Genomic DNA, 19,569 nt, shown 5'->3' on the forward strand with positions numbered 1-19,569 from the left:
TGGCGGATGGTTGCCCTAAAACTGGAGGATTGCAATGAATGCCCAGGAAATTCTTGCTCTGTACGCCACAGGGCATCGAGATTTTAGCCACGCCAATCTGGTGGAAGTTTGCCTGGTCAATGCTCAGTTGGCTGGGGCTAAGCTGGTTGGGGCGGAACTGGCGAATGCTAACTTAAGTGGGGCACAGCTGACAGAAACCCGCTTTGACAAAGCCAAGCTCAACCAGGCTAAGCTGTCCCAGACGGCCCTGGTGCAGGCCTGCTTAACCCATGCCGATTTGAGCGGCGCAGATTTGAGCGGGGCCAATTTGAACGCGGCCAATCTGAGCGGGGCAGACCTGAGTGGGGCAGACCTGAGTGGGGCCTGTCTGGGGGGAGCAGAGCTGCAAAATGCCAACCTGTACCAGGCCGATCTAAGCGGCGTAGATCTGCGCTGTGCCGACCTGACGGGGGCCAACCTTAGGGATACCGACCTCAGCGATGCCAATCTGGAAGGGGCCTACCTGGGCAAAGCCGACCTCACTGGGGCCACCCTGACTGGGGGCACCCTCAACAAGGCGCAGCTGGATCACACCATTCTGCCCGACGGCACCATTGCCAGTTAGCGTCATTGAGCGCCACATAGCCATCGCCATAACCGCCAGGACATTCTGTTAAGCCCGCTATACACCATTGCGTCACCCCAGTTCTGGCTAACGACCAGGGTAGATGTCCTAGGCGCAATAGCCATCGCTATAGAATCGGTAGGTGTTGCGGCCCTGGTTTTTGGCCTGGTAGAGGGCCTGGTCGGCGTGGCGCAGCAGGGTGGTGGGGTCGGTGCCGTGCTGGGGAAATAGGGCGATGCCAATGCTGGTGCCGATGTGCAGCGGCTGGCCGTCGATCGCAAAGGCGGGTTGCAGGCTGGCCAGAATGCGATCGCAGGTGCGCCCCACCGACTCCGCCGCCGCCAGCTGCGAGAGCACCAGAATAAACTCGTCGCCGCCCCAGCGCACCAGCAGGTCTTCGCCCCGCAGGCAGTGGGCCAGGCGCTGGGCCACCTGGTGCAGCAGCTGGTCGCCCACCCCGTGGCCCAGGCTGTCGTTGATGGTTTTGAACTGGTCGAGGTCTAAAAAGGCCACTGCCACCTGGGTCTGCTGGCGATCGGCCTGGGCCAGCACCTTGGGCAGGTAGGTGTCGAGAAAGGCGCGGTTGGGCAGGCCGGTGAGCGGATCGTAGAAGGCCTGGCGGCGCATTTCGGCCTCGGCCTGCTTTTTTTCGGTGATGTCGCGCACCAGCCAGTGCAGGCGGGCTTCGCCGTTCTCGTGGCTGGTGGAGACGGTAATAGCGACATCGACGGCGGCCCCCTGGCGGGGCAGTAGCTTGGTCTCCCAGGTTTTGGTGGGCAGCGCCTGGGTGGTGCGGCCCAGCTGCGCCAGCACAGCATAGAAGGCGCGGCGGTGCTCAATCGGCAGAAACAGCACCATGGGCTTGGCCACCAGTGACTCCTGGGGCAGGCGCAGCAGGGCAGTGATTGCCACATTGCCCGCCTGAATCATGCCCTTGGCATCGCTCACCAGGTAGCCGTCGGGGGCGAGGTTAAACAGATCTTGGTAGCGCTGGCGCTCGGTCTCCAGCTGCTGGCGGTAGTCGGCCAGGGCCTGGTTTTGCAGCATCATCTCTTCATGGGCGGTGCGCAGCTCTTCGATCACCAGGGTGAGGTTGTCCAGGGCCACCGCCAGCAGCTCGGCATTGATGGGGGACGCACTGGCGCGCTCTTGCAGCAGCAGGGCCTGTTGCTGCACAGCATCGATGCGATCGAACAGCGTGTTCATTGGGCCTTCCCTTGGCGGCAGTCGCTGAGGGCCTGGCGCAGTTGGGCATTGGTCTGGGTGAGCTCGGCGGTGCGGGCGGCGATCAGCGCCTTGAGATCGGCCTGGGCCGCCGGTGGCTGGGGCTCTAGTCGGTGCGGCGAGATCTCCCGCAGCGACCAGAGAATGGTGGCGCTCTGCTGGCTGTTGGGGCGGCTGTCCTGGAGGATGTTGGTGGCGATCGCCACCCGCACCATCTCTCCCCGCCGCGATTTGAGGCTGACTTCCCAGGCGCGGTTGGGGTCGGGCTGGGCCAGCCGCCGCTGAAACTCTAACCAGTCATTCTGCTCGATCAGCACCATTAGCGGTTTGCCCACCAGCCCCGCCTGGGGCAGGGCAAACAACCGCTCTGCCGCCCGATTGGCGTGGTAGATTTTGCCGGTTTCGTCCGTGACCAAGTAGCCGTCGGGGGCCAGCTCAAACAGGGTGCGGTAGCGCTGGCGTTCGAGCTCGACCTGGTGGCGGGTGTCGCTGAGCACCTGGTTTTGCTGGTGCAGCTCGGCATCGACCGCCTGCAGCTCTTCGAGCACAAAGTACAGATCCTTGAGGGCCAGCTCCAGCAGGGACGGATCGACGGGGTTGGTGGTGGCCTGCTCCCGCAGCCGCAGGGCCCGCTGATAGACTGCCTCGATTTGGCGAGAGATACTCATAGGCCAGGCTCCCTGGGGACGGGGCAGTCATTCAAAATAGTAACCGTTGGCTCCTCCCTCAAGGGTTTGATTTAAGGGCCTGAACTAATGGCCTGAGTTAATGGCCTGAGTTAATGGCCTGATTTAAGCTTAGGAAATAGCGCTTTCTTTTCTAATTTTATTATACCAAAATATATCAATAAGTACAGTTGCTTATGGAGCGAACTTTTCACATTTTTGTGAGCATGGTCACTAATATTTATTGACTTTATAGCGGTTCCCTGTCGGGTGAGGTGCATCTTAACGTAGTAGGGTGTGTTGTGGCGAAGCCCAACGCACCACAGGGTCTGGGCTTGGTACATTACGCCAGGCGATGACGCACCCTACGATTCTGTCCTTCAACCGCGTGAGAACCGCTATAGATCATAATTGCTGCCAATTTGCCGCTGATTCATTGGCTATTGTTGCCCCACGGCGAGTATGAACCTATACAATTCATACGCTAAATCAATCTTTTGTAAAGCTGAGTCCAACAATCAGGCGGCTAAACCATCTCAGCCAAACTTTTAAAAGCTCCTGATTGCCTGACAAAATCAGTTAAGGGCTGTCATTAATTTGACTCTGAATAAATGAAAATCAAAGGTTGCAGTCCATAGGCTGTTGTGGGGAGCGGGAACCGGAGGGGAGGGGCGGATCGACTCCCTTCACCTTCTGGGAGATGGGTTAGGGGATGAGGGGGCGGCCAGAGTCAGCGTGGAATGCACCTGATTGCCTGACACATCTCCAATGTAGATTGGGTGCAGCGCAGCAGAACCCAACATCTGCCGAGGATTTTGGGCTGGTTGGGTTCTGCGATCGCGCCACCCAACCTAGGAGCAATCAAAGCTTTTCGGCGTTGTGTCAGTCAGCCAGGGAATGCACTCAAGTGCGCTGGCTCTGGCGTTGGGTGCCACAGCGTTTTACCCGGCCAACCTCTAGCGTTTTCTCCCTTAACTAGCGTTTGTCAGTTAAGCAGATTGCTCACTCGCCCTGGGCGGCAGCGTCGCTCGGCACGGTTTCGATCGCCAGCAGCACCAGGTCATCGCCGTTGACCTGGGCCATCTTGCGGGCGTTGAGCCGCATGGTCTGGAGGCCGATGGTCTCAAAGCGGTGCACCACTTCAAAATTCTCGACCTGGCGGTTTTGGGGGAGTAGTTCCTGGAGCAGCGATCGCAGCTGAGGGATATCCCACTGGCCGTTGCCCAGCTCAAAAATCAGCTGCCCCTCGGTGTCGCCGGGGCTGACCTGAAAGGTCTGATAAAACTGCCGATTGGCCGTCACCACGCGCAGGTCTTGATCGAGCACCACCAGGGCTTCGCGCACGGTCTGCACAATGGCGTCGGCGTAGTCGCGGGCCTGGCGCAGCTGGTCGGCGCTGCGCTTAAGGCTGTCGATGTCTACCAGCACCACCACCGCTCCATCAATGCGGTTGTCGAGGGTGCGGTAGGGGCGAATCCGCAGGTCGTACCAGCGGCCTGAGCGATCCTGCACTTCCTGGCTGCTCTGTTCCAGGGTGTCAATCACCGCCACAATGCGGGCCTCTAGGTCGTCCACTAACAGACGGTGGTTAATGTCGCCCAGGGGGCGGCCCACATCGCCAGGAATGAGGTTAAACAGGGCCGCCGCCGTGGGGGTAAAACGACGAATCCTGAGGTCGTCTTCGAGCATCAGAATGGGAATGTGAATGCTGCTGAGCAGGTTTTGAAAGTCGTCGCTGATGCGGGTGGTCTCGGCGTTGCGACTGTAGAGTTCGTCGTTGATGGTGCTGAGTTCTTCGTTGGTGGCCTGAATTTCTTCCTTGGCGGTTTGCAGCTCTTCGTTGGTGCTTTGCAGCTCTTCGTTGCTGGAAAGAATCTCTTCGTTGGCGGCCCGCAGATCCTGGTTGGTGGCCTCCTGCTCCTGAATAATCGATTGCAGGTGCGATCGCGTGGTGTCGAGATCCTGCTGGAGGGCGAGGTTTGCTTGTCGGTACTGGTTCTCCAGATCGGCAGCAGGGATATCAACCTCGGCGGGGATGCTCTCTGGCTCCAAATCGGTAAAGCACACCAGGTAGTAGGCTTTGTCAGCGAGCTGGGGGCTGAGGGGCAAAACCTCGATTTGCACGGGGCGGGGGCGATCGCCTGCTTCGATCAGCAGCGATCGCCGCTGCACCGTCTGGCTAGTTTGCTTGGCCTGGTAAAAGGCCGTGCGCAGGTCGAGCCGCAGCCCCTCCTTGGCCATGGATAGCAAATTGAGGCTAGCGCGACCGGGGGCAGGCTCCAGATAGGCTCCGGTCTGCCCCCGAAACTGCAAAATTTCTAGCCGGTCATTCACCAATGCTCCAGCTGGGCCGTAGCGGTTGAGCACTGTCTGGTCAGCCAGGCCATAGAGGTCAATTTCTTGGCCGCGATCGCGGGGTGGCTCTGGCCGAGGAGCCTGGACACTGGGGGTGTAGGTGGTGGGCTCAAAGTTAACGCTCAAGGGTAGCGACGACGACTGCTTCGTGTAGAGTTTGTAGCGGCTGTCGACCAAAGAAAACAGGTAGCCACATTCCCCCACCGTCTCTGATGACCCCAGCAGCAAAAAGCCGTCGGGCTTGAGACCGTAGTGAAATATGGGCAGCACCTTGCTCTGCAATGCCGCGCCCAAATAAATCAGCACATTGCGGCAGCTAATCAGATCGAGGCGCGAAAAGGGCGGGTCGGTGATCAGATTTTGACAGGCAAAAATGCAAAGTTCCCGCACCATTTTGTTGATTTGATAGCCCCCATCGGCGGGCACAAAAAACCGCTGCAACCGCTCGGGCGACACATCGCTCACCTGGCTGGGCGAGTACCAGCCCAAGCGGGCCACCTCAATCGCTCGCTCATTGACATCGGTGGCAAAAATTTGAATGGACGGGCTGGTGCTGTGGCGGCCCAGGTACTCCAGCAGGCAGATGGCGATCGAGTAGGCCTCTTCGCCCGTCGAGCAGCCCGCCACCCAAATGCGTAGGGGCAAATTGGAGTCGCCCCGGCCCGCTTGGGCCAGCCGTTGACTGTCGTGCAGCAGGGCCGGAAACACGATCTGCTCTAGGGCTGCAAACACCTCCCCATCCCGAAAAAAGCTGGTCACCCCGATCAAAATTTCCTGGTGCAGGGCCTGCACCTCCTCGGGATTGGCCTGGAGGTATTGACTGTAGTTCTCCAGGCCCTCGATGTGGTGCAGGGCCATGCGGCGAAAGATGCGCCGCTTGACGGTGGTGGGCTTGTACTGGGCAAAGTCAATTTTGGTGGTCCGTTTCAGCAGGGTGAGAATGGCCGTCAGGGCGGTGGTGCTGATGATGTTTTCCGGGGGCAGCGCTGGCTCCGTCGGGCTGGTGCTGCTGACGTAGGGGTGGGCGCTGAGGTGGGCCAGGGTCTGGGCAATCTCTTCGGGGGTTTGAATAAAATCGATCTGCCCGGTGGCGATCGCCGTGTGGGGCATGCTGCTAAATTTGGCCGACGCCTCTGACTGCGAAAAGGTGATGCCCCCCGCCGCCTTGATCGCCTCCAGGCCCAGGGTGCCGTCGGCATCGGCCCCCGAGAGCACCACGCCAATGGCTTTGGCCCCCCGCTCCTGGGCCAGGGCGCTAAAGAAACTGTCGATCAGGCGGCTGGCAGTGCGCCGCGGTCGAGGCTGCAGCCGCAACTCCCCTGCTTCAATCGTCATCGCCTGGTTGGGCGGCATCACGTAGACCTGGTTGGGGGCGATCGCCATGCCGTCGGTCACCTCCAGCACCGGCATCTCGGTGGTGCGACCTATGATCTCGCTCAGCAGGCTGGGCTGACTGGGGTCAAGGTGCTGCACCAGCACAAAAGCCATGCCCGTAGTAGTGGGCAGATGGCTGATCAGTTGAGTAAAGGCCTCTAGCCCCCCCGCCGACGCCCCAATCGCCACCACCGGAAACTGTTCTGGCTGGGCCGGAACCGGTGGCGCGTCATCGGCGGAGAAAGGTTGTTGAAGAGACATACCTGGGCTGGGGCCAAAACAAATTGTGCTGAAAACCGAGCTAAGCCGCTCTCAATACAAACAGTACGACGACTCCGCCCGCCGTGGGCGTTTGATTTATCACCTAAACCCCCTTAGTGGTGCAGAAAACTCCTGAAACCCTTATGGATAAAGGATTCTCGCTGAGACAGCAGATTTAGGATTTCTCAAGAGATCGAACGAAGGCAATGGGTTTCAGAGGCCATTTTAACCGCATGGGCCGTCCATCATAAGACTCAAAAAAGTTTTCTGCACCACTAAGCCTAAACCCCTATCGGCCGAGATCATGGCTGAGCCAGTCTGGCTGTCAGCTCCGTCCCCCCAGGGGTGCATCCTACTTGCGCAAATTGACCGCCTTCACCTTCAACTCATCTCCCAAAGAGCGAGGGGAGCAGACCCACCCTTCCGCATTGGCTCACTATATTTCCTCAGAATTGAACGCGATCGGTTAAACCAATCAATACCTACTAGAATGGTAAATAACCACAGCGACAACGCTACACGTTGCGAGGCAGCCAGTATGGATGCCAATGAACTTTTAAGACGATATGCAGACGGCCAGAGAAATTTTAGATCGCACGATCTAAGAGGGCTTGATTTGGCCAAGACCGATTTAACTAATATCGATTTGGCTGGCGCACTTTTGAATGACGCCGACTTGAGTGGCACCAATCTGTTCAATGCCAACCTCAACTGGACCATGCTGAAGGGAGCAAACCTAAGCGGTGCCAACTTAACTGGGGCAAAAATGCCTGACGGCAGAATGCATAACGAAATCCTGGAGACGGCCAATAATTTAGGCGTCTAGCTCGTTATAACGTCGGTCATAACATCGCTCCCAGCAGCGAGGCTTTAAATCTTTAACAAGGTAGGTGGTTATGGGAAAGGAAAAGAAAGGTAATAAGGAAGCTAAAAAGCCGAAGGCTGATGCCAGCGCTAAGAAGGCCAAGAAAGACCCCAAGCGCTACGACTTTCCCTCCTAAACCTCCAAATTCAACGTTACTCAATTCTTTTAGGAACCTATGGCCCGTCTCTTTCCGTTTATTCCCATTCCCGACGCTCTGCAAGATAAGTCTTTCGTCGTCGCCCTCCGCCAGCGACTGACCTGGGGAGAACCCGCCCTCACCATTGTAGATGTGAGAGATCGAGACGCCTTTAACCATGGCCACATTATGGGGGCGATCGCCATGCCCCTGGGCGAACTCGTCGCCCGTGCCCAGGCCAACCTCGAACTCATCCGCGACATCTACGTCTACGGTGAGACCGATGCCCAAACCGCCGTGGCGGCTAATCAACTGAGAACAGCGGGTTATCAAAACATCGCTGAACTGATCGGCGGACTGCCCGCCTAGCGATTGGCCCACTACCCAGTTGAAGGGGTTTAAACCCTATATCTCAGGGGTGAGCAGTGCCTACTCCTTGAGACATAGGATTGACATCGAAAATTTTCATCTTCCATCGTTCTAACCTCTGGGACGATGATTTTTTGGGTGTTTAAAATTTGGTATCGCACTCCATCAATTCAAACCAGAAATCAAACACCAAGCCGTCATTCTCAAAGAATCCCTCGCCCCATTTCCAGGTAAAAAATGCCCATCAAAGATCGACCGACGCTACCAAAGTTTCGCCTCTTCAACAATATTTTCTTGATTTTGGGCGTCGTGTTTTTGGTGGCCAGCTTCATTCTGCCCCGCATCCTCGGGCCGCAGATTCCGGGGGTGCCCTACAGCCTGTTTATTCACCAGGTACAGGAGGGGGAAGTGGCGCGGGTGCAGGTGGGCGAAAACCAGATTCAGTACCAGCTCAAGCCCACAGGCGACGAGGCGGCTGGGCAAGTCTTTTCCACTACTCCGATTTTTGACCTGAGTCTGCCCAATACCCTGGAAGCAAACGGAGTTGAGTTTGCCGCTACGGCCCCGCCTAAAAATCGCTGGGTGGGTAGCCTGCTGAGCTGGGTGATTCCGCCGCTGATCTTTGTGGGCATCTGGCAGTTCTTTATTCGTCGCAGTAGCGGCGGCGGTGGCCCCCAGGGCATGCTCTCCATCGGCAAAAGCAAGGCCAAGGTCTATGTCGAAGGCGAAGCTGCCAAGATCACCTTTGCCGATGTGGCCGGGGTAGACGAGGCCAAAACCGAACTGGTCGAAATCGTTGACTTTCTCAAAACGCCGGGGCGCTACACCCAGATTGGGGCGCGCATTCCCAAGGGGGTGCTGCTGGTGGGGCCGCCGGGCACGGGCAAAACCCTGCTGGCCAAGGCCGTCGCCGGAGAGGCGGGGGTGCCCTTCTTCAGCATTTCGGGTTCTGAGTTTGTGGAGATGTTTGTGGGGGTGGGCTCGTCGCGGGTGCGCGACCTGTTTGAGCAGGCCCAGAAGCAGGCCCCCTGCATTGTGTTCATTGATGAGCTCGATGCGATCGGCAAGTCGCGCAGCAGCAACGGCATGTACGGCGGCAACGACGAGCGCGAGCAAACCCTGAACCAGCTGCTGTCTGAAATGGATGGCTTTGCTGCCGAAGGTGCCACGGTGATCGTGCTGGCGGCCACCAACCGGCCCGAAATTCTCGACCCAGCGCTCCTGCGCCCCGGTCGGTTTGATCGCCAGGTGCTGGTCGATCGCCCCGCCCTGTCGGGCCGCGAGGCCATTCTCGCTATCCATGCCCAGACAGTGAAGCTAGGGGACGATGTGGATTTACATGCGATCGCCACCCGCACCCCCGGCTTTGCTGGCGCCGACCTGGCCAACCTGGTCAACGAAGCGGCATTACTGGCCGCCCGCAACCATCGTCAAGCTGTGGCTCAGACTGACTTTGCCGAGGCGATCGAGCGCGTAGTGGCAGGCCTGGAGAAGAAAAGCCGCATCCTCAACGACAAAGAAAAGAAAATTGTCGCTTACCACGAAGTCGGCCATGCTCTGGTGGGTTCGCTGATGCCCGGCAGCGGCAAGGTCGAGAAAATCTCCATCGTGTCGCGGGGCATGGCGGCCCTAGGCTACACCCTGCAACTGCCCACCGAAGACCGCTTTTTGATGGATGAAGCCGAGCTGCGAGGGCAGATTGCCACCCTGCTGGGCGGGCGATCGGCGGAAGAGATTGTCTTCAACAGCATTACCACCGGAGCCTCAAATGACTTGCAGCGGGCCACGGATCTGGCCGAGCAGATGGTCACCGCCTTTGGCATGAGCCAGGTGCTGGGGCCGCTGGCCTACCAGCAGGGGGCACGCCCGATGTTTCTCGACGGGGGCATGGCCAACGGTCGCCGCCCGATCAGCGAAGAGACTGCCCAGGCGATCGATCGCGAGGTCAAAGCCATTGTTGAGACCGCTCACCAGCAGGCCCTAGACGTCATTCGCCACAACCGCGAGCTGATGGAGACTATCACGATGCAACTGCTAGAAACTGAGGCGATCGAAGGCAAAACCCTGCACCACCTGCTCGATCAGGTGCAGGCTATCCCGGTCGAAGTCGCAGCCAACGGCTTCGTTCCCCATTGATCCGTAGGTTGGGTGAAGCGTAGTGCAACCCAACAAAGCCCATTTCGGTTGGGCCACGGTTGCTCTCCCCAATCTACAAACATCCTTAAATCTGCTTTTTTAGAAATTCTTGGAGGTCTATATGTCATCTTCTCTAACCAAAGGCAATCTCGTCACCATTATTGGCGAAGCGGTTTTGCAAGAGCGCCTAATTCACCTGCTGGGTCAGCTAGAGGTGTCGGGCTACACGATTGTGCCCGCTAAAGGGGCCGGTAGCCACGGCAGACGCATGGGCGATATTGCGGGCTACAACACCAATATCGAAATCAAAACCATCGTCAGTTCAGCCCTCTCTGACCAGCTGCTAGAGGAGCTAAAGCCCTTTCAAGAGACCCACGCTCTGATTGCCTTTCGCCAAACCGTCGAGGGTCTGTTTGACTAGTAGTCTGCGATCGCGCCCGTTATTGCGCCGATAGAGGCACCCGATGAACACCCCACCCTTCTTTATTGCGATCGCCTGGTTGGCAAATCCGCTGTATTGGCTGGCCTGCGGGCTATTTGTGGGAGGGCGTTATGGGGGCGCGATCGCATCTGCTCTCTTCGCCGTCTTCATCGGCTTTGCGGGTACCCTGTCTGCCTATCGGTTTCCGCTACCCAACGGCAGCAACCCCTTTAGCCAGCTTCAGCTAGTGCAGCTGCTGCCCGGCTTTTGGCTCTGGCTGGCGGCTCCCGCTTTGTTAGTCGTCATTGCCGGTAGCGTTGCCTATGCCCCCCGCCGGAGTCGGCTGGGGCTAACCCAGACACATTCTAGACGAGGACCAAATCGGGGGCCGCACCATGAGTAGAGTCTTTTCCGGCACCTTCACGCGCTTTCTGCTGCTCGTTCTGGTCACCGCATGGCTCGTTTGCCGTGGGCCACTGCCATCCACCGCAACCAGTCCACCCTCAGCCCTGACGTCTCTGTCGGCGCAGACGATGGCGGCCCAGGCCGACCAATATCTGAGCGACCTGGCCACCGAAGCGGGCTTTAGCGGGGCGGTGCTGATGGCTCGCAATGGCGAAATTTTGCTCAGCGCTGGCTATGGCGAGGCCGATCGCGATCGCCACCGTTTGAACACCGCCCAAACCAAATTTCGCCTAGGCTCCCTGACCAAACAATTTACGGCGATGGCGATTTTGATCTTGCAGGAGCGGGGTGCCCTCCAGGTGCAAGACCCCATTTGCGCCTACCTGGCAGACTGCCCGGCCCGCTGGCAGGCAATCACGATTCACCAGCTCTTGACCCATACCGCTGGGGTTACAGACTTTTCTCGTTTGCCGGGTCACGAGGTCACCATGAGGTTGCCCTCATCACCTGCCGAGACGATCGCCCGATTTCGAGACCAACCGCTAGAGTTTCTGCCCGGCGAAAAGTTTCGCTACAGCAATTCGGGCTACATTTTGCTCGGTGCCATCATTGAGCAGGCCTCGGGCAGCACCTACGAAACCTTTCTTCAAAACAACATTTTTGCCCCGCTACAGATGGTCAATTCGGGCTATGACCACCATACGGGCGACCTGGCGGTGGGCTATCGCGATGGATCACATCAGGCTGATTTTATCGATATGTCTGTTCCCTTTGCGGCTGGAGGGTTGTACTCTACCGTTGCCGATATCTACCGCTGGGATCAAGCTTTGTATACCGATAAACTCATCTCCCCAGCCTCACTTGCCGAGATGTTTACTCCCTTTGTGCCGATCTTTAATGGTGGAGGGTTTGGCCCTGGCTATGGATGGTTTATCGGTAAAGAGGGCGATCGCTCAATGGCCAGTCATGTAGGCGGCATCAACGGCTTTTCTAGCCTGATCACGCGCTACCCCTACGACCATATCTTGATTGTGATTTTGAGCAATCGTGAGGATGCAAACCTGGCTGAAATTGAATGGCACTGATGTAAGCCCTATCAAGCTACCAGCTTAGCTTTCAGAACTGAGCGGGGTTCCTGCATTCTTGGGAACGGTTTGGGACGACGTTTGACGACTCGGGTCCACCGGGTCAAGTTCGCAGCTTGCCCCGGCCACGGTGGTCAGGTAGTGGGTGGGAATCACAATTTTGGGTCGCAGCACCTGTACGGCCTGTACCGCTTCGGCAGCATCAAAAGCCTTGGGACCACCGCCCACGGGCACCAGCATGATGTCGGGACGACCCAGCAGAATCTGCTCTTCTACCCGCAGGGGCGCAGCGGCACCGCCCATGTGGACGATATTCACCCCGCCCTGGGCCCACCGCCAGACCGTATTGTTGCCGAAGTGTCGCCCCCCCTGGCGATCGTGGGGGGTGAGAATGCCTTGAATACGAAGGTTTTCAAAGTCGTAGACACCGGGGTCAGTCAGCACGCGAGGCTCGCCGGGCAGTTCATTAGATTCAGCGCCGTTTGGGTTGTGAATTTGCCGTCGGCGACCCGGATGAGTTCAGGGCTGTTGGCGATCGCTCCCTCAATCGCCTCAAACCCCTGCACCCCTAACTCGTGCTCAAACACAAAGCGCTCCAGCGTCGTCCGCCGAAACACCGACTCCCGTTCCCCACAGTGCTGGATTGCCGCGTCAATTACTGAAGTAGCCGATGGCTGATCGCCAATTGCTGGGGTACTGCCTTCTGGCAGCTCCGGCAGTTCTAGCCCCTTGAGCTGAATTAGCGCATTCCACCCCCGCTGTAGCAATCCCTCCAGGTCCAATTAGATCAATGCGCTCCGATTTGGATGGGAGCGGAAGTGGCAGATGGGTTATCTTCAGTCGTTCTATCCGGGGTGAGTACCGCTGGTCGTCCTCAAGACATGGCTTGGTTAGAGTTGGATAATGATGTAGTAATGGTGGGTGAAGCGGCTAAAGCGTTCTTGGAGATGAATAGCCTGTCCGCTAAAAAGTATGAGCAGGCGGTTTATAAACTGGCGGCAGCGTTGGGGGTAATCGCCGAACTTGAACAGTTGCCCAGTCGCTATCAGGCCGTGGTCTGGCTGGCCCTACCGTTGGGTGAATTCTCGACTCAGTCAGTGATCGTGACTCGATTCAGAGATCTGTGTCAAAAGGGCTTTACCTGTCGCGGGAAATTCCAGCAGGTGGATCTGACCTTCAAGTGCTATCCCGAAGGCTTTGGCCTCTATCTCATCCGTAAGCAGCACCTGGCTCGAATCGGCGAGGTGATTGAGCAACGCCGCACCACGGTCATGATGATGGGTCACCGTAACCTGTCGCTGCTGGCCTTTGACAACGGCACACTGAACATGAACGGCACCAACTCAGATGGCCCTGGCTTTTGGTTTTTCTTTGAAAAAGGAGCACGGTCAGCTGGAGTAACCACCCCCGATTACCCTGCTTTGATGCGAGCCCTAAGTTCGGGTGACCCTCACCAGGTCGCTCCGTCCCAGGCTGGGGTGGTGGATTTCTCAGAGGCCGTTTCTGCGGTGCAAACCCTCTACCGCAAAGCTGTAATGACCTATCTGCGCGATAACCTGCTAAAGCGGATAACAGAGCATTATACTGTTTTGGTATTTCTCCTTGAGGACTTCCGCACGATTCGGCATCATAGAGGCATGGTTTTGGGCTTCGACGCTTCGATCTTTACAGATCAAGCGCTTGAAGCCTTTTCTGCTCTCTTATGTCAGTGCCATTCGGCTGAAATTCAGTCACAGCTCACCAATATCCTGTTTTAGAAGCGGGTGGGCTCATACTTTGGCCGTGAGCGGTTTGAGCCTAGAGGGAGAGTTCTTTCGAACCACCATCCATGGGGCTATCTACCGTTAGAGGGCTGTTAAAAGCCGTCAGATGGGGTATGGCTAAATGACCAACCGAGGAACGCTACGCGATGATTACCGTTCACCACTTAAACAACTCCCGCTCCCAGCGGGTGCTCTGGCTGCTCGAAGAACTGGGCCTGTCCTACGAGGTCAAGCGCTATGAGCGCGACCCAGAGACCATGCTGGCTCCGCCGTCGCTGCGGCAGGTGCATCCCCTCGGCAAATCGCCAGTGATTACCGATGGCGACCTGACCCTGGCCGAATCGGGGGCAATCGTCGAATATTTGGTCGATCGCTACGGCGATGGGCGACTGATTCCGGCTCCTGGAACCCCTGAGCGCCTGCGCTACACCTACTGGCTGCACTACGCCGAGGGGTCGGCCATGCCGCCGCTGCTGATCAAGCTCATCTTTGACAAAATTGAGCACAGCCCGATGCCCTTCTTTGCCAAACCCGTCGCCCGAGGAATCGTCAGCAAAGTTAAAGACTCGTTTATCAATCCTCAAATTACTCAGCACCTCGACTTTATGGAGGCGGAACTGGGCAAGAGCCCCTGGTTTGCTGGGGAAGACTTTACCGCCGCCGACATTCAGCTCAGCTTTCCCCTAGAGGCGGCGGCAACTCGGGCGGGGCTAGACGCCAGCCGCCCCAAACTCATGGCATTCTTAGATCGTATCCACACCCGCCCGGCCTACCAAAAAGCCCTGGAGCGGGGCGGCAAATATGAGCTTTTGAGTTGAACGGCACGCAACGTTGGGTGTGATGGACGACAACGCTATCGATTGAGACAATGGGCTGGGTTTTTAGCAGGGGCTGCTGTTGCCCACTGGTCCCCGGCTAGGGCAAGGGGCCAAAAAGCTGCGCAAAGCTGTGTGGCTCAAACGGTCTCCGCCAGGCTGGTTAAAATAAAACAGTCGTTAGCTCACCAGCGGTTACAGCGGTTCGACTTGTGCAACTACCCTTTCCTTCCGATCGCGATGCCGACGATCTTTGGGGGTTGCTGGTTGCCCACTACTGCCAATCTCTCGTAACTGAGCAGAGGCAGATATTGCCGCGATGCGGCATGGAGCCCAGACCCTGGCTATAGCTCCCTCTATTCAGGGGCCAGCCAAGATCTAGGAAACGACCTAGGCGGGCCAGGCTTTGTCGGTGGGCTTCAGGCGGGCATCCGCTCTGTTTATTTCTCAGACAACGAATACACCTCGAAATCAACCATGGGGCTGTCACAGTAGTAATTGTTAGCCGCTCATTCGTGACAGATGACCTCGTTAACTGAAGTACAAACTAAGGTAACCCCCATGGCTGACATTGTAGATACTGCCGTAAGTGCTGGTTCATTTAGTACCCTTGTGGCTGCTGTTAAGGCCGCTGGCCTGGTCGATACCCTCAAAGGTAAAGGCCCATTCACCGTTTTTGCTCCCACCGACGACGCCTTTGCTAAGCTACCCGAAGGCACCGTAGACGGGTTGCTAAAAGACACCGCTAAGCTGAAGAAAATTCTCACCTATCATGTCGTCTCCGGCAAGGTCATGGCTACGGATGTCTCTAAGCTCAAGACCGCCACTACCGTCCAGGGCACCGATGTTAACATCGACGCCTCTAATGGGGTAAAAGTCAACGACTCTACGGTAACCACTGCCGATGTGGCCGCCGACAACGGTGTTATTCACATCATCGATACCGTGCTTATGCCCGCCTAGGCTAGCTAGGGGTAGGGCGCGATCGCGCCCTACCCCTGGGTGACGCTTTCTTGCTTTAATGTTCGGAATGAGTACAGCATGATGCTGGGTAAATGCGATAACCCTCTGGGCCGGTCTTGACTATCGCCTCCTGCTTTCCAGAGCTCCCGACGACTGACCGCTGCTCCGCCGAAAATACCCACTGGCTATGAATCCCTTGCTATGTTTTGTTTTCACTCAGCAATAGCCCACTGATATGTTGGCTCATATGATCAAAGCCCGAGTCTTGGTCAAATACTGACCGATGGGCAGCCATAGCACAGGCCATTGTGCGAGGAAGTCTCACTAGCGACCGATGGGTGGCAGGTCACTCTTTTTCAGGTTCTGTCAAGCACTAGATATGGTGGTGGCAAAAGCATCAGACTCTAGATATAAACCTGGATAGTCAGAATACTTCAGTGAGTATTTACACTCAAAAAGCTCAATACCTTGTTTACTGGGATGTTCAGAAAAGCCTGAAACATTGTTGACAAGTGAGTTTTTACCTTAACCTGCCATTCATCCTAGCGACCATGTAGTCAAGCTCATGTAATGAATCCGTTAATCTTGGATTCGATTTACAGTTAGGACACATCAACCTTTCAAATCTTGTCAGTCACCTATCTCCAGCCCATAGCTATAGTGCTTCGTAACTATCGATAGGGTTTGGTGATTGCTAGCAACGGCAACCAAGTGCTGGGCGAATGCGATCGCATCCTTTCTACCCTGGCGATCGTGAATCAGCCTTACCGTCTCACTCCCTGCCACCAGCATCAGCGTCACCTCCTTAGCCGAGCACCCATCCCGCAACGCTCGCTGGGCCACCCGCAACTCCAAACTCGCTGACGGCAACTCCGCCGAGTAGCGCTCCCACCGCGCTAGAAGCTGCTCCCTCATGTTTATCACCTTCGGTTCGGGGGCCTCTAGCTTTTGCTGCTCTCGTCCAACCGTCCGTCCAACCGCTCTAGCGACGAGATCAACTGCTGCTGCAAGGCCAACTCGGTCTTGAGCTGCCCGTTCCAACTGCTCAAAGCCGCAATTAACAGCCTCAACTGCTCCTGCAAGGTCGCCTGTGCATCGGAGGAGGTCTCGTCGCTGACGATACGCTGCAATTGCTCGACCAAGCACCCCAAGCTCTGGTTCCAGGACTGCGGCCACATCGCCAAATCCTCGCCCAAGGTCTGGACGTGGTCTTCGAGGTGGAGCACTCGCTGCGTGTTCACGCAGATCTCGGCCCGCAGCGGCTCTAAGCTGCTCCGCAACACGGTTCCCAATACGCTCTCCCACTGCTCTGGGGTCAAAGCTGGGGATAGGCTCTGGTTCCCGTTGTTCCCGTTGGAGTAATTGTCCATGGTTAATCACCTGTTGAGTTAAGGGCACGTAGTCACTCACGTTCTCCTTGGCCCGCGACACCTGGGCCAGCCGCACCAAGTCGGCCTGGCTGGTGGTGTACAACGTCACTGCCTGCTTAGCCCTAGAAATCGCTACATAAAAGGCTTCTCGATTCGTTGTTTCGCCCAGCAGCGCCAGCACCCGCTCTGCTGTCTTACCCTGGCTGCTGTAGGTGGTGCTCACCCAGGCGTAGTCGATGTGCTGGTTCCCACTCAGGTTGACAGTGGAGGTTTGGCCCGCCGCATCTCGAATCGTCGCCGTCCCATCGGCATCTAGCCCCGTCACCATGAACCCCTGCCCATTGCGAATTCCGGCTTTGGAGTTATTGCGCGTCCACTTGAGCTTGTCGCCCACTGCGATCGGAATCGCTTGCGTCGTGTACATTGTCTTGCGCGGGCAAGCTGCTGGATCAACCGACAGTACTGATCCACTCGGCGTCTCCAGCACCACCTGCTGAGCCTCGGGATTCACTGCAATCACTCGGTACTGCTCCCCTCGAATCAACCCCTGCTTCCGATAGTCCTGAATTGGCACCAGCACATCACCCGGTACATAAGCCTTGAGATAGCTGGCCTGAGCCGTAGTCAGATCCTTCCGCCGTAAGCTCTGCATCACAAAGCCATCTGCGCCCAAAGCACCCTGCTCCTGCAATCCCGATCGCATCGCCTGAGTCAGAGCCAACCGTTCCACATTCGTCCCCGCCAGCACCAGCGAGGCCTCCCGCTCCTCTACCGTCAGTGCAAGGTAATCGGTGGCCACCTGCTGAATCCTCGACTGAGCTTGAGCCTCTTCTTTGACGTAGCCCGCTTGGGCCAATAGCTCAATGCCTTCACTGACCTGCCCCTGAGCCACCAGCTCCACAGCCGATCGCAGCACCCCATTCTGCTGCCGCCGATGGGTCTCCAGATACGCCGTCGCCATCCCCCTCGCCTGCAAACTCTTGAAGGGATTGCCTGCCTCCACCGCTGAGAGTTGCCGGGTGTCCCCGACCAGAAGGACTCGTGCTTGCTCCAACGTCGCTCGTCGCAAGAGAGCATGAGCATCCTTCATGCTCAACAATCCCGCCTCATCCACAATCCAGAGCGTTGGATTTGGGGGGGCATCCAACGGTTGGGACACCAAAAGCCCAGCGACCGTAGTGGTTTCAATTCCTAGCGATTCCCCCAGCACATGGGCGGCTTCAGCACTAGGGGCTAGCCCTTGGATGTCGTACCCCTGCCCCTGAGTCAACTCTTTCAACACACTCAAGGCATAGGTTTTGCCTGCCCCCGCTACGCCTTGCCACGCCATCACGCTATCTGGTGTAGTCGCCGCCATCTCCACCGCGTTTTGCTGCTCCGGGTTCAGGGAATGGCTAGCCAGGCTGTCCAACTGGGTACCGCTGGGGACAATTGCACCCACCTGCCCCCGGCCCTGCTGCATCAGACGAATGGTGTTGAGTTCCAGATTGAGTGCTGTCTGGGTGGTGAACTTGCCGTCGGCGACTCGGATAAGTTCGGGGCTGTGGGCGATCGCTCCCTCAATCGCCTCAAACCCCTGCACCCCCAGCTCGTGTTCAAAGATAAACCGCTCCAGCATCGTCCGCCGAAACACCGACTCCCGCTCTCCGCAGTGCTGGATCGCCGCGTCAATTACCGATTTAGCCGATGAGAATGTCTCAGGTAACAGGGCAACGCCTTCAGGCAACTCCGGCAGCTCCAAGCCTTTCAATTGAATCAGGGCATTCCATCCCCGCTGTAGAAGTCCCTCGTCCACCTCTTTGGGCTTCCGTTTCCGCGATACCAATGTGGCTGTCTCCCGCATGGCTCGGTTGTTCTCAGACCCCGTCGCCTCCCATTCCTCGATCAGCTTGAGGATTTGCTGCCTGCGGGTCGAGAATGCCTTGAGCAGTTCTGGAGAATACCCAGCCAGCTCAAACTGTCCATGAGCCTTCGGCTCAATCTGGTAGCCCTGCTGCCTCAGCGCGACGGCCAGTTCATTCTGGTAGATCTGGCCGAGGAGCTTTTGGTTGGCGATCGCCCCCTCATTGCTCAAACTAAACCACCGCCCATCCTCCAGCTGCGTCGCATTCATCACCACACAATGGCTATGCAACTGCGGCTCCGCCTCCCGGCTGGTGGAATGAGTGAACACCGCTGCGGCGATATTCCCTGTCGTCACCTTGGTTCTCCCTGCTTCTGTCGAAATTCGAGTTTGGGCATAGCGCTCTTCCAACACCGACAGCGCCTTCGCGACCGCCTGATGATGGACCGCCAACACCCGCTCATCCTGCTGCACCAGGGCTGCGATGCTGACGCTCTTGGGGGCACTAAAGGTAAAGTCTGTTGCCGCCCGCCGCTTTTCTGGATCGACCACCTTCCCCATCAGCGATCGCCCGTCCGGAGCCTGCCCAGAAAGCATCTGGCTGAATTCCTGCTGATTGACAATCCCAGCCAACCCCAACGACGCAGCCCCTTTCCCCACCCACTTTGTCGGATGAGCCGCTTCTTCTGCCGAGTAATAGTCCTCGTGGGTGTAGTAGGTCTCCGCTTGAGCGGCGGAGAGGTTGCTCGTGGAAAGCATGGAGAAGCTGGGTTAAAAATATGACGCCACCCTGAGGCGAGAGCGGCAGCGTCTTCAAAAACGGTAGAAACCCTGGGGGGAGGGCCGTTGCCCGGTTTTTGCCAAAACCCTGGCGTACTGTGTAGCCTTTCCGCGAAGCCCCTCAGAGGGGGCGTA

The 19,569-nt window shown here is 57.4% G+C and carries 15 protein-coding genes and 1 pseudogene; 10 read left to right on the forward strand and 6 right to left on the reverse strand.

Annotated elements, in window-relative coordinates; all coding sequences use genetic code 11:
- The first annotated feature begins 34 nt into the window (after window positions 1–34).
- Complete coding sequence (locus NF78_RS00650; protein ID WP_035984344.1) at window positions 35–604, forward strand: pentapeptide repeat-containing protein; 570 nt, start codon at window positions 35–37, stop codon at window positions 602–604.
- 108 nt (window positions 605–712) lie between these two features.
- Here NF78_RS00650 and NF78_RS27855 read toward each other — a convergent pair whose 3' ends face one another.
- The 3 genes from NF78_RS27855 to NF78_RS00675 all read right to left on the reverse strand — a co-directional run bounded on the left by NF78_RS27855 (window position 713) and on the right by NF78_RS00675 (window position 6,483).
- Window positions 713–1,810 carry a diguanylate cyclase domain-containing protein gene (locus NF78_RS27855; protein ID WP_052049490.1) on the reverse strand — a complete coding sequence of 366 codons (1,098 nt, stop codon included), beginning with the start codon at window positions 1,808–1,810 and terminating at the stop codon, window positions 713–715.
- The gene (locus NF78_RS00665) at window positions 1,807–2,496 is read right to left on the reverse strand and encodes a PAS domain-containing protein (protein WP_052049491.1); all 690 of its coding nucleotides are present in this window, start codon (window positions 2,494–2,496) and stop codon (window positions 1,807–1,809) included. Before NF78_RS00665 ends, NF78_RS27855 begins: the two co-directional genes overlap by 4 nt.
- Window positions 2,497–3,495: 999 nt before the next feature.
- Window positions 3,496–6,483 (reverse strand): chemotaxis protein CheB, encoded by a 2,988-nt coding sequence (locus NF78_RS00675; RefSeq protein ID WP_052049493.1) that lies wholly within the window; start codon window positions 6,481–6,483, stop codon window positions 3,496–3,498.
- 538 nt (window positions 6,484–7,021) lie between these two features.
- Between NF78_RS00675 and NF78_RS00680 the strand changes: the two genes are divergently transcribed.
- The 6 genes from NF78_RS00680 (at window position 7,022) to NF78_RS00705 (ending at window position 11,900) form a co-directional block, all read left to right on the forward strand.
- Entirely contained in the window at window positions 7,022–7,309 is a 288-nt protein-coding gene (locus NF78_RS00680; RefSeq protein WP_035988243.1) for a pentapeptide repeat-containing protein, read from the forward strand.
- Between the two features lie 214 nt (window positions 7,310–7,523).
- Window positions 7,524–7,853, forward strand: a complete 330-nt coding sequence (locus tag NF78_RS00685; protein ID WP_035984348.1) for a rhodanese-like domain-containing protein — start codon at window positions 7,524–7,526, stop codon at window positions 7,851–7,853.
- 237 nt (window positions 7,854–8,090) lie between these two features.
- A complete protein-coding gene (gene ftsH / locus NF78_RS00690; protein ID WP_035984349.1) occupies window positions 8,091–9,989 on the forward strand; it encodes an ATP-dependent zinc metalloprotease FtsH in 1,899 nt (632 codons plus the stop codon).
- A gap of 121 nt (window positions 9,990–10,110) precedes the next feature.
- A complete protein-coding gene (locus NF78_RS00695) occupies window positions 10,111–10,410 on the forward strand; it encodes a P-II family nitrogen regulator (RefSeq protein WP_035984350.1) in 300 nt (99 codons plus the stop codon).
- 43 nt (window positions 10,411–10,453) lie between these two features.
- Window positions 10,454–10,813 carry a hypothetical protein gene (locus NF78_RS00700; RefSeq protein WP_052049494.1) on the forward strand — a complete coding sequence of 120 codons (360 nt, stop codon included), beginning with the start codon at window positions 10,454–10,456 and terminating at the stop codon, window positions 10,811–10,813.
- Window positions 10,806–11,900, forward strand: a complete 1,095-nt coding sequence (locus NF78_RS00705) for a serine hydrolase domain-containing protein (RefSeq protein WP_081972448.1) — start codon at window positions 10,806–10,808, stop codon at window positions 11,898–11,900. Before NF78_RS00700 ends, NF78_RS00705 begins: the two co-directional genes overlap by 8 nt.
- A 201-nt stretch (window positions 11,901–12,101) precedes the next feature.
- Here the strand turns inward: NF78_RS00705 and NF78_RS00710 are convergent.
- A pseudogene (locus tag NF78_RS00710) lies at window positions 12,102–12,344 on the reverse strand (MBL fold metallo-hydrolase); the annotation flags it as partial.
- Window positions 12,338–12,682, reverse strand: a complete 345-nt coding sequence (locus NF78_RS00715) for a hypothetical protein (RefSeq protein ID WP_225885190.1) — start codon at window positions 12,680–12,682, stop codon at window positions 12,338–12,340. The gene NF78_RS00715 and the pseudogene NF78_RS00710, both read right to left, overlap by 7 nt.
- 24 nt (window positions 12,683–12,706) lie before the next feature.
- Between NF78_RS00715 and NF78_RS32065 the strand changes: the two genes are divergently transcribed.
- The 3 genes from NF78_RS32065 (at window position 12,707) to NF78_RS00730 (ending at window position 15,441) form a co-directional block, all read left to right on the forward strand.
- Window positions 12,707–13,657, forward strand: coding sequence for a hypothetical protein (locus tag NF78_RS32065; protein WP_225885191.1), 951 nt, complete (start codon window positions 12,707–12,709; stop codon window positions 13,655–13,657).
- Window positions 13,658–13,809: 152 nt separating this feature from the next.
- The gene (locus NF78_RS00725) at window positions 13,810–14,481 is read left to right on the forward strand and encodes a glutathione S-transferase (RefSeq protein ID WP_035984354.1); all 672 of its coding nucleotides are present in this window, start codon (window positions 13,810–13,812) and stop codon (window positions 14,479–14,481) included.
- 558 nt (window positions 14,482–15,039) lie between these two features.
- Entirely contained in the window at window positions 15,040–15,441 is a 402-nt protein-coding gene (locus NF78_RS00730) for a fasciclin domain-containing protein (RefSeq protein WP_035988250.1), read from the forward strand.
- A 630-nt stretch (window positions 15,442–16,071) separates the two neighbouring features.
- Here NF78_RS00730 and mobF read toward each other — a convergent pair.
- On the reverse strand, window positions 16,072–19,413 hold the full coding sequence (gene mobF / locus NF78_RS00735) for a MobF family relaxase (protein ID WP_052049497.1): 3,342 nt from the start codon (window positions 19,411–19,413) through the stop codon (window positions 16,072–16,074).
- Between the last annotated feature and the right edge of the window lie 156 nt (window positions 19,414–19,569).

The organism is Leptolyngbya sp. KIOST-1 (genome assembly GCF_000763385.1).
In the GTDB taxonomy this organism is placed as follows: Bacteria; Cyanobacteriota; Cyanobacteriia; order Phormidesmidales; family Phormidesmidaceae; genus Nodosilinea.